The following is a 12,877-nucleotide window of genomic DNA, read 5'->3' on the forward strand; positions in this document are numbered from 1 at the left end:
GTGACTACTGTTCGATCGAACCCGTGCATTCAAGACGGCCACCGACGTGTTAATACCTGACGTGCAGTAGGATGTTCTGTCACTGGATAAGGCCGAATTTAGGCGGCTAAAAGGGTCGGTCGGAATACACCGGTTAAGTCACTTGCTCTTCAACAGCCTCAGCTACCTCAACACAATTGCGCCCCAGGCTCTTGGCCCGATACAGCGCCTGGTCGGCCAGGTGAATCAGCTCTCTCGGGCTCAGGTCGTTCTCGCTGTCGGTCAGCGCGATACCCAGGCTGGCCGTAACCGGCGTGTTTGTGGCGATGATGTCTCTTAGCCGCTCGGCAATCGCCCGGGCGCCGGCCAGGTTTGTATTCGGCAAAATAAGCGCAAACTCCTCACCGCCGTACCGAGCGACGCTGTCTCCGTGCCGGCTCAGGTCGTAGGCACAGCGGGCGACGGTTTTCAGCACCTCATCGCCAGCCTGGTGCCCCTGGGTATCATTTAATACCTTGAAGTGATCGAGGTCGAACAGGATCAGCGCCAGGCTGGTACCGGCCAGGGCATTGTCTTTCACCGCCCGGTTCAAATGCTCATCGAAGCTGCTTCGGTTCAACACGCCGGTTAAGCCATCCAGTTCAGCGCGCTCGCGCAAGAGGGCTTCGGCGATGACTTGCTGGGTTTCGTCCTGTATCAGAATCAGGTAACCCAGGTGCATCTGGTGCTGCTCCAGCCAAGTCAGTTGCACGCGGTAATGGGTACGGTTGTCGGGAGACCATATCAGCCAGTGGTCCCGATCATTCAATGCCTCGAGTACGGCACCAAACCCGGGCAAGTCGTCGTAAATAGCGTCAATCGACTCACCGGTTTTCAGTTGGGTTAACCCCGGAAACATCTGTTGCGCAGCAGCATTACAATCGAGCAGTCGACGGTTGTGATCGACAATGATGCAACCCGATGGAATGGCGCCAAATACCGTACGCATGACGATGGGCTCCAGGCCCAGCAAGCCCCAGTTAAGCACCCCAAAGCCCAACACCAGCGCGCTGGGCACAAAGGCCAGCGGAACGATATCGAGCTCAGTAGGGAGTGAGGCGAAATCCCCCACCAGGGCGAACACCCAGGGAATGATAATGCCAATGAAAACGGCGACGGCCTGCGTTCTGAACAGGCCATACACTTGCAAGGCATGACGCCCAACCAACACAAGAACGATCGCAGCATTCGAGAAATAGAACGCATCGAACAAGTGGTAAAACAGACCGGGGGTAAAACTGACCGCGGCGATGTCATCCACCACGGTGAACGCTATGTTCCGATAATAAAGGTCATGCCAGGGGCTCGACCAGTGCAGCAGGGCAATCAGCAAGGAAAACCCGAAGGACCCAATCAGCAGCGCTTTCAGCCAGGGGCGCTGAAACGGCAAACCGACATAGCGGCCCACCACCAGCAACATCAGAGCTGGCAGGAAGGGGATGCTCAGATACTGGATGCGATTCCAGAGCCAGGCACTGCTCAGGTCGCTCGCGAGCGATTCAAACGCCAGCGCCAGGCTGTAAGTGGCCATGGCCAATAGCAGCAGGATGAAACCAACATTCTTGCGGCTCTCTGGCCGTTGCCCGGTAAAGGAGGCCAGCAGAATCAGCAGTGCGGTTCCGATCAGATTAAGGGTAGCAAACCAATGCATGACAAGCAGAGACGATAGATTTGCGTGCATTTAAGCATGCCCGGCGGGAAAAGCCCATATGGGTAAATGGCCCGTTCTACGCTTACGTTGATTAGGCGCAAAACCACCGTGCAAAATATCCATGTATTCGGTCAGAATCCACTTCCTTGAGGTTGAGCCGGGGCACTCTGTCGCGCCCTTTCAAGAGCGCTGCAACAACAATTCGATATCATGACTCATATCCGAAGCTGGCTGATCACTCTTCATCAGCACCTGGGCATTGCCCTGCGCATCGAAGCCATAAATGGCTGAACTGTGTGACACCGCATAGTTGCCGTTGTCGTCGGGTTCGCCATAGCCGTAGGTGGCTCTCATGCGTTTGACCAGGTCGGACAGTTGTGACTCGGTGCCGGTAAGACCGATAAACTGTGGGCCGAAAAATCCGGTGTATTCGTTGAGTTTCTCGGGTGTGTCCCGCGCGGGATCGACACTGATAAACAAGACCTGCACGTCGCTCTGGCTGTCGGCGGGTAACGCTTCAATGGCGGTCGACAAACGTTGCAACGTTCCCGGGCAAATATCCGGGCAATTCATGAAGCCGAAAAACACCAGGCTGGCTTTGCCCTGATAGGTTTCTTCGGTTACCGCTTCACCGGTATCTGACGTCAGTTCGAATTCAAGGTCCGGCATCACGCCTTCAATGTTTGACCCGGTCCAGTCAGTATCACCACCGGTACAAGCCGTTATCAACAGAGCCAACGCAACCGCGCAGGCGAGTGGCAGGGTTTTCATCACAAGTGATTCCTCTCTAGCCTTCAAGCGGGCTGTACACCGTCGTTGTCCGACTGATGCAGCAAGCGTCTCAGTACCACCACCATCACCAGCACGCCCATCATGGCGGGCGGTATCCAGGTGAACAGCCCACCCAGTACCTGGTCGTCGTGCGGGGCGATCGGCCAGGCCCGGCCGCACACTTCGTAAATGTCATACAGGCTGTGTGGCGCACCTACGATGTAAGCGCCCAGCGCCAGTTGCGGCACCGTGGCCGCCCAGATCACCAGTATTCGCTTGCCAAAACCGAGCGTACCGGCGAGGGCCGGGGAACGAGGGTCCAGAATCAACCACCAGAACAACAAGCCATCGATGAACATCGACCAGTTCATCAGCAGATAAAGCGGCTGGCTAAGCATGGCGGTAAAGTGAATGCTGGGCGTCAGCCAGAAAAAGATAAGTCCGGCAAACACCAACACAGCAACCGGCGGAAACTGAATGAACCGGTAAGGCCATTGAACCAGGGGCGACTGCAGCAGGCGGGCAACCCACCGTTTCGCACTACCGTCCGGAAAACCGGCCGCCAGCGCACGCCAGGGGTTCGCGCCCATTAACAGTATCGCCGCTACATGATGCAACGCCAGGTGTTGAATGCGATGAATGAAAAACATGAACTGGGCGTAATAGTCGAACCGGGTGTGCATCACAATGTAGGCCAGCGCCAGCCCAAGCCAGAACAGCACGCTGCGCCACCGGGCCACAGGCTCACCCGATTGCGCCAGCACGCGTTGTCCGTTCGCGTACAGAACACTGGCTGTTCCAAAAAACAGAATAGCGAGCCAGGAGAACTCGTAGGGCAACAGTAACGACAGATAATCCAGCAAAACGCTCCCCGGCTGGTCTAGGCAAGGCACCAGCAACCGTTGGCGCCTGAGAGGTGTGTTGAGATGAGGCGATGGCACTCATGGCACGCAGAGGTGCCTGGCAATCTGCTCGTTCGCTGACATCACATCGGGTGTGCTGAGGCTACGTTTCTGACTAACGACCGTCAAGTTGGACTGGATGGGTGAATCGAGCGGTCAGATCTGGTGCAGAAACATCCTGCACTATTACGTAAACCCGGCGGTAAACTGCGTATCTTACAAACCGGATACGCAGTTTACCCCGACCGATACCGATACTAGGCTCTATAACGTCGGTAATAGCGGGTATGGGTGAGCAGCAACAGAGCCAGCAAGCTCAACCAGGCGCTCATACTGCCGCCACTGCTGCTGCCACTGTTTTCGCCTTCCGGCTCTTCAGGGGCCTGTGTTTTCTGAATCAAATAACCGGACTGACTGACCGCCGAGGGTGCCAGGCCTTCAGCAAACGCCAGTGCACTGATCACGGCCGATTCTCGAAGAATGACGACATCACCGCTGTTGACCAACTGACCATGGGCTGGTGTCGGTACGCTGCCGTCGAGTGTGTAGCTGATGGTAGCCCCCTCGGTGGCACTGGTGAGCTCCACGATGACCTGGTCCTGATATAGGCCCGTCGGTTGATCGAATGCAGGCGCAATCGCGGCTTGTGAATAAACCATTTCAACGTCACAACCATCAGGGTCTGTCAGACAGTCGCCGGCATCAATCGCTAACACAGCCAAACCGTCTTTAACGAATTGCAAGGTCAGCGGCGTTGCCCGCAGCGCGTCGGGAATGGCCAGAGTAAAGTCACCCAGCGCATTTGTTTGTGCCTGGTAAGGGGCGCCAAGCTCGTCGAGTTGAACCGCATCGTTTTCGCTGGCAAGCACACTTACTGAGACCTCATCGAGCCCGTTCAAATAGTCGGTCACACGGCCGCGATATTCGGCCGTTAGCACCACCTCCGCCGCTGCTTCGCCCGATACGTAGCCGAAGGCGGATGCGGTTATCTCGAATTCGACGGCGACATCCGGCAAGGCTACAGAGGTTAAGATAGTGGCCGCCGGATGACCCGCCGGGCTGTCATCTGCCGAGGTCAGTTCCGTTTGCGCCAACACCGGCAAAGCCTCTGTCGCCGCGCTGGCCAGTGCCAATGAAATCGCGGTGCCTGGGCTCGCGCCTGTGACGGTCACATCCGCCTGTGCACGTTCGCCCCGATCCAGCAATTCGGTACGAGACAACGTGAGTGCCAGAGGTACTCGAATTTCCAGTGTGTCCGACCAGCCCGACACCGCGTCGGTCAGCGTAATTTCGTACGTACCTGCAAAGGCGCCTTGTGTTGCAGGAACGAATTGAAAGGTTCGGTTGTTGACGGTATTGACGGTGCCGGAAGCACCATACTCATTCGTCACGGGGCTGACATCAAAGTCGCCACTGCCCAGCGCCAGGGTAAACGCAAAACGCTCGCCCGCGTTCACCACCGGAGACGTCAATGCGCCACCCGTCTCATCCTCAAAATCAAACCGCTCCACATAGGTTTTAAAGTAGGCATTTGAGCTCAGGTTGTTATTCAAAGACAGGTCAGTGGCTTGTTCTGACGCTAAATACACACTAATTGGGCTGCCACCGGTGGGGATGATGTTAAGACGGTAGCGGCCATTACCCAGTGACGACATGCCGCTTGCCCGAGCCCGGGAAACAGTAAAGTCGCTTGGTTCCAAGCCGATAACTGGCTCTTGAAAATCAATCTCTACTGAAAACGGACCGGTTAGAATAGCGTCAGGACCGGTAATCACCGGAGCCGGGCGGGTTGTGTCTCGCAAACCCACGCCTTTCACGGAAAACGTATAGGGGTTGGGTATGCCAGTGCTTGCAACGGTAACTTGCGCCGTTGCGTTGTTATTAATCGTCACCGGTGCAAAGGTGATGTCAAAGCTCGTGCTGGCATTATTGGCCAGTGTCGTTGCCGGCTGGCGGCTGACACTGAAATAGTCCGGGTTGGTGATCGATGCTCCGCTAAGGGTCAGCGTCCTGCCTGAAACATTGGTTATTTCGTAGGTTTTGGTCACGGTTTCGAGCCGAATTTCCTGGGCACCAAAATCGGTACCATCGGCAACAGCAGGTGTCGTGTCACCATCCTGTATCAACACACCCTGACCTTCGATATCGAGATCGGTCGAAATAACCACCTGAAAAACAAGGTCTGATTCCGGGTAGGGCCCAGCCGGGTCAAACACAAACCGCTCACCGGCGGGGTAGGCATCTATGTCGGTGCCGCCATCGGTAAAATAATTAGAATGAATAAACCGGGCCTCATATACTGCAGGCGATACGTTCTTAATGACCCAGGTGTAAACCTCACCCGCTTCAACCAGGATATTCTGTGTAAGCTCGTGTGTATTAACGGAGCCTGGCGCCACGTTAGTAAAAAAAACATTGGACCTCCGGTACAAGCGCGTGCCATCGCGCCCTGAACCGCTATACAGCTCAACGTCCAAATAGGCACCATTGGTGCTCAGGCCCAGACTCTCCAGGTTGCCGCTGGCCGTTGCCGTGAAACTCTGCCCGAGACTTTTCCCGATGGGCAGATTATATCCGCCGTTAGACATCGACTGCGATATGGGTGGGTAGTTATAGCCGAGTGCCGGTAGTGCAAGTAACGCGGCAATACCGACCACTAACGCCCGTACCAGTTGGCCAGACGCAAGGGAAAAACGGTTAATCATGAGGGAGAGCTCCGGTTTACAGGCCCGAACTCAACCCGGGCACCACCAACAGACAACAAGCCGGAATGGCTTCAGTTGCAGACGCTCCCACACTATCGGCAGCCGCCCTGGCCGAACAGTCCCTAAACAGAGACTGGTCGGGTGGGGTGGTATATGATGCAACCTAACGCTGGTTTATCCCCTCACGACGAGACACCGACATGATGCCGATTCATCAGGCAAGCATTCACCACCTTTGGGATCGCTTGCACCGGTTTGACGCCCGCCAAACCAGCGAAGCCTTGCATTGGGCATTGGATGAACTGTCGGTATTACTCAATGCGCAGGTGGCAGGGTGGTGCGGCATTGTGCGCATGCACCGACACGAACCGGGCAACCCGATGGCCGGTTGGCGCTCCGCCGGTTTTTACAGCACCAGCCAGCAAAACCTGATGGAACAGGTAAAAATGGACCAATACCGGTTGATGGAATCGCTCGACCCGGCGTCAACGGTAGGTTCTGCCATGAGCCAGGCCGGGACGTTTCGGATCGGCACCTTGCAAGCCGGTATCGTTTCCGATGATCGGTACGGATCGTCTTACCAGTCTCTGCTCGCAAAACACGGCATCGTGGATGGCCTTTACGTCACAACCCCTCTCAGTGACGACATTGAATCCTGGATGTCCTTTCACCGAATGGACCCAGCGCTGCCTGGTTTTTCCAGCAACGACATCAAACTGGTTGAAACCGCCGTTCGGCCGATGGCCTGGTTTCATCAGCGCGTTGCAACGCTATACGGCCTCAAAGTGGCTGAGTCACCGTTGACCCCTGCGGAACGCCGGGTATTGGAAGCCCTGCTCAGCACGGAAACCGAGCAAGCAATCGCTGACCAGTTAGGGCTCACCCAATCGACCGTTCACACCTATTGTGCCCGCTTATGCAGAAAGCTGAACGTGCGCGGGCGCAGTGGGTTATTGGGGTTGTGGTTGAACGGTCAGACACACTAGCGGGCCGGATGTGACAGAACCTCACCAACGCAGGTAGTTGGAGCAGCGACAAAGAAACCCAGACATCACACCGCAACGCTCTGACTCAACCGCTCTCACACGCTCATTAGAGGCTAAACCTGAAAACTATGCACGGGCGCCTGCTTTGATGGCACGAAAGGCTCGCCATGTGTTCAATGACAGTAAAAAGCCCAACAATAGACCAACCAATCGAAGTGGGATTACCCGAAGACGACCGTTGCTCTGTAATGCCAGTACTTCGTTGAAGAAATCGGGTTCTATGTTAATTCGAGTGGCTTTGGGAATAGACAATAAGCCAGCCACAGGCCCGATCACGCCCCACAACTGGCCTGTGTCGGCCGGATCTCCCAGCCCAAGTCGAGCCTGTACAGAGAGGTGTTCAATATGAATGGCCGACACGATACGCCGAATCAGTGTTAGCAGGCGACCAACAAACCCATCGACCGATAACACGCGCCGGAGCGATTGCCGGTTTCGCTTAGGCTTGCGTTTTTTAGGCTTGGCGGGTTTTTCGCGGGTGTCAGACTTGGGTTCATTGCTTGTGCGAATGATCACCAGACCAAACAGCCATCGGATGTGGCTGTCTGCGCTGCGGTGATCTTCATCGAGTTCCACAGTGAACCGCCATTCCAATGGCACGGCCAACAGCACCACCAGGGTGATCAGTATCGACAGCAACACCCAAACAAACAACAGCACCCAATCCATCAGTCGCTTTTGCTACGACTGCTGCTTCTCGCTCGGGAGGGGGCTTTTGACGCTGGTTTGCGGGGCTTAGCCTTACTGGATGCTGGCTTGCTCTCTGAACTGTCGTCCGTTGCCTGATCGTCGGCTTTTAGCTTGTTGGTTGCTACTTTATCTGCCAGATCAACCACTTTCTCAGCAACGGATACCGTGCTGCCTTTGATGTTCTCGAGCCTGACCGTGTCTTTCTCGATCATAACCACCGCAACGGGTTTAATGCCTCCACCGCCGCCAACCCCTGTGCCGGAGCCTTCGCCCGAATCACTCGATGTTGAGGCACCGAAACCACTGCCAACGCCAAATCCAAACCCCACGCTCGTCAGCGGGACTATGGTTGTTTCGCCGTGAGTGATGGGCTCGCCTACGACCGTTTTGGCGTTAAGAAGGCGCTCCATCTCACCTACGGCTGTTTTCATAAGGTCATCAAGGTTTTTCACTTTGTGCTCCACAGTTTGTGTCGACCCGACCTCGTTTGGCTCATCCGACACCTGCGAGTTGCATGGATCAACGGTTTAAACAGTCAGTTTCCTGGTGCCGGAACCCCGAGCAAAACCTGGCATTCAGCTACGGGCATCTTGTGATGATTGAATTACGGCCGAGAGGTCGGGTACTGTCGTCATCAGTTCGTCAATCGGGAACTCCCCCGACTCAATATCGACAGCACTGACAACTCCCTGACACACAACAACGACGGCAAACGGGTCGGCCGACCCATGAAACCAGTAGCGACCCGCCTGCGCCAGACTCTGAATGCGAACATTGACGAGCGGAATGATGGTGACATCACCCACGACGACCGGTTTGCCGACTCTGATTCCAGTCATTGGCTTCATGCGGTCGTAACGTGTATGCACAACACTGGAGCAGTGCTTCGCTCTTCAGTCAGCCGTTTCATCGTCGCTGTCTTTATTGCGCTTGTTCTGGCTCCTGGTAGCCACCTTGTCAACAACGTCAACGACTTTTTCCATCACGGTGATCGCGGTTCCCTTGATGGACTCCAGGCGTACCGAGTCTTTTTCAATGATGACAACGGCCACGGGCTTTACGCCCCCGCCGCCGCCGGCACCCAAACCGCCGCCACCTTCGGCCTTTCCGGAGGCCTTGTCGCCTGAGGCAGAATTACCCGTGCCGCCACCGGCGGCAAAGCCGAACCCAACACTGACCAGTGGGACAACGGTGGTGTCTCCGTGCGTGACGGGCGGACCGACCACTGTCTTGGCATCAAGCACCCGCTCGATCTCAGTCATGGTTGATTTCAATAAATCGTCTACATTTTGCATACTGTGTTCCCTGCGCGCTATTCAATGAAACTAAGCCAGTGTTCGCTCAAACTGCCCTCAAGCACATCACGACAGCGATTGTCCCAGCGTGACGGAACCTAACCTGAAGCGCCCCTGTAAAAAGTCACTTTACGGTAATGGACCTACATAAACCAGTGTCTCGAACATGGCTGCTCTACGAGCCCGTGTGGCAAGCTGACGCTCCAACAACGGCGCAGGGCCGGTACGGCCCCGACCTACGCGCCTGACGTTCTGTTTGTCGCCTTAATACCCTACGCCGGCATAGCGAACGCCGGTGAGTTCCGCGATATCCCGCTTCCAACTGGTCAGGTCTTCGGAGTCGAAATCGGCCAGGCGTGCGTGGCCGCAGGCACGGGCGAGCACCTGCATCAATTCGACACTGGCGCCTAAATAGCGGGCCAGACGTTCAGCACCGTCATCAACGTTTAACCTCGCCCGTAATTCGGGTTTTTGGGTGGCGATGCCAGCGGGGCAATTGTTGGTGTTGCACATTCGCGCGGCCACACAGCCCACTGCCTGAATGGCTGAGTTCGCGATCGCCACAGCATCGGCACCGAGCGCCAGGGCTTTTACGAAGTCTTCTGGCATGCGCAAACCGCCGGTGATCACCAGGGTGACATCCCGCCCGACCGTACGGTCGAGGTGTCGCCGCGCGCGAGCAAGAGCCGCCATGCTGGGGATTGAAATATGATTGCGGAATATCAGCGGAGCAGCACCGGTTCCCCCGCCCCGGCCATCGAGAATGATGTAATCGGCACCCGCCTCAAGCGCGAAGTCGATGTCGGCTTCTATGTGATTGGCCGATAGCTTAAAACCAATGGGAATACCCCCCGAGCGTTCACGCACTTCATCGCCCAGGGCTTTGAAATCTGCCGGTGTCACCAGGTCGGTGAAGGTGGCCGGAGAAATGGCGTCTTCTCCTTTTTTCAGGCCACGGACTTCGGCGATTTTGTCGGTGACTTTATTACCGGGCAAATGCCCGCCCGTTCCGGTTTTGGCACCCTGGCCACCCTTAAAATGAAAGGCCTGAACCCGGGCCGCGGTCTCGATGTCCCAGCCAAAACGGGCCGAAGCCAGTTCATAGAAATACCGGGAATTGGCAGCCTGCTCTTCGGGCAGCATGCCACCCTCGCCCGAACAAATACCGGTGCCCGCCAGCTCGGCGCCTTTGGCCAGAGCGACTTTGGCTTCCTCTGAGAGGGCGCCAAAGCTCATATCGGACACAAACAGCGGAATGTCGAGCACAAGCGGGTTCTTTGCACGGGGCCCGATGACGGTGCGGGTATCCACCTCTGCATCGTCCAGCAGGGGTTTGCGGGCCAGTTGGGCGGGTAGTATTTGCAGGTCATCCCAGTGCGGCAGGTCTTTGCGCGGCACGCCCATGGCACCCATTTCACCGTGGTGGCCAAGCTTGCTCAGACCATCGCGAGCCAGTTCGTGAATGCGGGCCACGGTGGGCTCTTCCGGCGTCGCCTCGGCTTTCGGTGCGCCGGATTGAATCATCGAGGGAGAGGGGTCGCCCTCGCTATAGTCAGTCAACTTTTTATGGGTACCGTCACAGAACGGCGCATCACCCGTGGCTTTGCACTGGCACAGCCAGGCATCACCGGAGGATTCGGCCTTGAAGGTAACGGGCGTAATGCCGGTACCCTTGTGGGAACCGTCGCAAAACGGTTGGTTGGAAGAGCGCCCACAACGGCACCAGGTGTAAGATTCACCCTGCTCCAATTCTACTTTCGCGGGTTTTTTAGCGGCAATAAGGGGTTGCTCAGCCATGGGGCCTCCAATGCAAAGGTCGGATCAACGCCTCACAAGGTTAGACGCTGGTTCCGACTCTTGCCTGGGTTGGCCCCAGGAGTGATACCGTTTTTACGACTCCGGCCCGCTTAGTGTTGAACAGCAGAGCGCAAGCCAGCCTTTCGGCCGAGCAAGAGTAAAACACCCAGCAGAGCCAGCCACCCCCCCATGCTGCCACCACCGCCACCGGAACTGCTGGCTGCGTTGACCCGCTCATAGGCGCCAACGTCGCAGCTGCGACCGTTTTGCTGGCGCTGTGTACCGCGCTGATCCACGTCGGGGCAGTTGTCGTTATCGCCCGCGTTGTCGCCAATGCTTCCTGCGACCAGGGCGTGTGTCAGGGTAGGTCCGCCGTTGCCAGCCAATGGCGCAAGCAGGTCGTCAAATACCGCCGGTGCGTTAATGGATTGGTCGGTCGCCTGAGTGGGGCAGCCGGTGCCATTGCCAAGCACATTGAAACCGCGTGACAGCGTATTTTGTTCAATTGCACAATCGGCATCCGAGGTTGCTGTATTGCCGGCGATAATGCTGTTGTTGTAGGCGAGCAGTGAGCCGGTATCTTCCTTGTGAATACCGCCTCCTGACCCGGAAGCCGCATTATCAACGAGAGTAACGCTGCGCAGTTCTGCTTGAATGCTCGAGTCCAGGTAAAGCCCGCCACCGTCGCCATTGCTGACACTGTTGCCACTGACCGTGGTGTTGGTCAGTGTCATTGAGACTTGGTCATCCGCATAGATGCCACCACCTCCGGAGTTGGCGACATTGTCTCTGAGAATCGACTGTTCAATTCGCATCGGCCCTGCTTCGCTGTGTATTCCGCCGCCCTCGCCCGATGTTGCTGTGTTGTCGCCAATACTGACGTTAAAGAGCGTCAGTGGCGCATAATAGAGGTAACCCCCCCCTCCATCATTGGCAGCGGTATTACCCATCAATGACGTACCTGTGAGCGATGCACTGCCAGGATAATCCAGGTAGAACCCACCGCCTTGGTCACCACTGATGTTGTTGTCTATCTGGCTGTCCAGAGCGTTCAGCGTGCCTTCGTCAATGTATAAGCCACCGCCATCGGACGACGCTTCATTGCCGGACACACGGGTATTGACCAGATCTACCGTCGCTGAATAATAGGCGTAGATTGCACCGCCATCTGACCCTGCCGAATTGTTATCGAGCTGACTGTTGCGTACCGTCAGCAAGCTGTAATATTCCATATAGATAGCACCCGCATCACCGCCCGCTGTATTGCTGGTCAGTGTCACATCTTCAAGTTCAATCACACCGTAGTCATAACAAAAAAGGGCACCACCTTCTGAGGATGCCGAGTTACTGGTGAGACTGGATGCTTTAATGTCGAGTAGCCCATACTCATTGTAAATGGCGCCACCGCTATTCGATGCCGAGTTACCGGAAAATGAACTGCCTCTTATCGTGACCGTGCTGTAATCACCATAGATTGCGCCACCACTGGATCCGGAATTGTTGGTGAATGTGCTGTCGTAGACGTTTAAAAATGCGTAGTTCGAAAATATGGCACCGCCAGTGCCTGTGGAGGCATTGCCGCTGAATTGACTGTCCCGAATCGTCACGACGGAGTTGGTGGTCGCGTATAAACCCGCCCCCGGACTGGCTGTGCTGCCATTGGCAACTCGCAGCTGAACGACTTCCAAATCCGCACCGCTGGCCAGGTTCAGTACACGGACTGAGTTACCCCCATCCAGCACAGTGTCCGTTTTACTCACGCCTTGCAGAACGAGGTCTTCGGCAATCGTGAGCGTACTGCTCAGATTAAAGGTGCCGGCGGGCAGGACAACACGATCGGTGGTGGCTGAATCCCCTGCCGGGCATTCACCGTTGGCGGCGCCCGAGGCCGCATTACTGTTCGCCGAGCTGATGGCTTCGCGCAACGAGCACACACCGTCATTGGCCGTGGTATCGCTGGTGGTCGTCACTGTCAGGGTTGCCCCGTGAGCAACGGCTAGGG

General features: G+C 56.4%; 11 protein-coding genes. 1 reads left to right on the top strand and 10 read right to left on the bottom strand.

Annotated elements, in window-relative coordinates:
* Window positions 1-133 precede the first annotated feature (133 nt).
* The 4 genes from EP166_RS13385 to EP166_RS13400 all read right to left on the bottom strand — a co-directional run bounded on the left by EP166_RS13385 (window position 134) and on the right by EP166_RS13400 (window position 6,047).
* Entirely contained in the window at window positions 134-1,699 is a 1,566-nt protein-coding gene (locus EP166_RS13385; RefSeq protein ID WP_127557762.1) for a GGDEF domain-containing protein, read from the bottom strand.
* Window positions 1,700-1,849: 150 nt separating this feature from the next.
* Window positions 1,850-2,440: an SCO family protein gene (locus EP166_RS13390; RefSeq protein WP_127557995.1), complete on the bottom strand. Its 591-nt coding sequence runs from the start codon at window positions 2,438-2,440 to the stop codon at window positions 1,850-1,852.
* Window positions 2,441-2,463: 23 nt separating this feature from the next.
* A complete protein-coding gene (locus EP166_RS13395; RefSeq protein ID WP_246026292.1) occupies window positions 2,464-3,303 on the bottom strand; it encodes a cytochrome c oxidase assembly protein in 840 nt (279 codons plus the stop codon).
* 296 nt (window positions 3,304-3,599) lie between these two features.
* Window positions 3,600-6,047 (bottom strand): chitobiase/beta-hexosaminidase C-terminal domain-containing protein, encoded by a 2,448-nt coding sequence (locus EP166_RS13400; protein WP_127557764.1) that lies wholly within the window; start codon window positions 6,045-6,047, stop codon window positions 3,600-3,602.
* A gap of 200 nt (window positions 6,048-6,247) precedes the next feature.
* Between EP166_RS13400 and EP166_RS13405 the strand changes: the two genes are divergently transcribed.
* Window positions 6,248-7,033, top strand: coding sequence for a helix-turn-helix transcriptional regulator (locus EP166_RS13405; protein WP_127557766.1), 786 nt, complete (start codon window positions 6,248-6,250; stop codon window positions 7,031-7,033).
* 126 nt (window positions 7,034-7,159) lie between these two features.
* On the opposite strand, the gene EP166_RS13410 is transcribed toward EP166_RS13405, so the two are convergent.
* The 6 genes from EP166_RS13410 to EP166_RS13435 form a co-directional block, all read right to left on the bottom strand.
* A complete protein-coding gene (locus EP166_RS13410; protein WP_127557768.1) occupies window positions 7,160-7,762 on the bottom strand; it encodes a DUF2953 domain-containing protein in 603 nt (200 codons plus the stop codon).
* Window positions 7,762-8,214, bottom strand: coding sequence for a GerW family sporulation protein (locus tag EP166_RS13415; RefSeq protein ID WP_127557769.1), 453 nt, complete (start codon window positions 8,212-8,214; stop codon window positions 7,762-7,764). The genes EP166_RS13410 and EP166_RS13415 overlap by 1 nt, the downstream gene beginning before the upstream one ends.
* Window positions 8,215-8,358: 144 nt before the next feature.
* Window positions 8,359-8,622 (bottom strand): hypothetical protein, encoded by a 264-nt coding sequence (locus EP166_RS13420; protein WP_127557771.1) that lies wholly within the window; start codon window positions 8,620-8,622, stop codon window positions 8,359-8,361.
* Between the two features lie 54 nt (window positions 8,623-8,676).
* Window positions 8,677-9,078 carry a GerW family sporulation protein gene (locus EP166_RS13425; RefSeq protein WP_127557773.1) on the bottom strand — a complete coding sequence of 134 codons (402 nt, stop codon included), beginning with the start codon at window positions 9,076-9,078 and terminating at the stop codon, window positions 8,677-8,679.
* Between the two features lie 264 nt (window positions 9,079-9,342).
* Window positions 9,343-10,875: a glutamate synthase-related protein gene (locus tag EP166_RS13430; RefSeq protein WP_127557775.1), complete on the bottom strand. Its 1,533-nt coding sequence runs from the start codon at window positions 10,873-10,875 to the stop codon at window positions 9,343-9,345.
* A gap of 110 nt (window positions 10,876-10,985) precedes the next feature.
* Window positions 10,986-12,845, bottom strand: a complete 1,860-nt coding sequence (locus EP166_RS13435) for a right-handed parallel beta-helix repeat-containing protein (RefSeq protein WP_164743933.1) — start codon at window positions 12,843-12,845, stop codon at window positions 10,986-10,988.
* Between the last annotated feature and the right edge of the window lie 32 nt (window positions 12,846-12,877).

The sequence above is a fragment of the Saccharospirillum alexandrii genome (assembly GCF_004000275.1).
In the GTDB taxonomy this organism is placed as follows: Bacteria; Pseudomonadota; Gammaproteobacteria; order Pseudomonadales; family Natronospirillaceae; genus Saccharospirillum; species Saccharospirillum alexandrii.

Excerpts from the sequence above, each read along its gene's own strand:
- EP166_RS13385 (WP_127557762.1), bottom strand. The coding sequence starts at position 1,699 with ATGCACGCAAATCTATCGTCTCTGCTTGTCATGCATTGGTTTGCTACC.
- EP166_RS13390 (WP_127557995.1), bottom strand. The coding sequence starts at position 2,440 with ATGAAAACCCTGCCACTCGCCTGCGCGGTTGCGTTGGCTCTGTTGATA.
- EP166_RS13400 (WP_127557764.1), bottom strand. The coding sequence starts at position 6,047 with ATGATTAACCGTTTTTCCCTTGCGTCTGGCCAACTGGTACGGGCGTTA.
- EP166_RS13405 (WP_127557766.1), top strand. The coding sequence starts at position 6,248 with ATGATGCCGATTCATCAGGCAAGCATTCACCACCTTTGGGATCGCTTG.
- EP166_RS13410 (WP_127557768.1), bottom strand. The coding sequence starts at position 7,762 with ATGGATTGGGTGCTGTTGTTTGTTTGGGTGTTGCTGTCGATACTGATC.
- EP166_RS13415 (WP_127557769.1), bottom strand. The coding sequence starts at position 8,214 with ATGAAAACAGCCGTAGGTGAGATGGAGCGCCTTCTTAACGCCAAAACG.
- EP166_RS13420 (WP_127557771.1), bottom strand. The coding sequence starts at position 8,622 with ATGACTGGAATCAGAGTCGGCAAACCGGTCGTCGTGGGTGATGTCACC.
- EP166_RS13425 (WP_127557773.1), bottom strand. The coding sequence starts at position 9,078 with ATGCAAAATGTAGACGATTTATTGAAATCAACCATGACTGAGATCGAG.
- EP166_RS13430 (WP_127557775.1), bottom strand. The coding sequence starts at position 10,875 with ATGGCTGAGCAACCCCTTATTGCCGCTAAAAAACCCGCGAAAGTAGAA.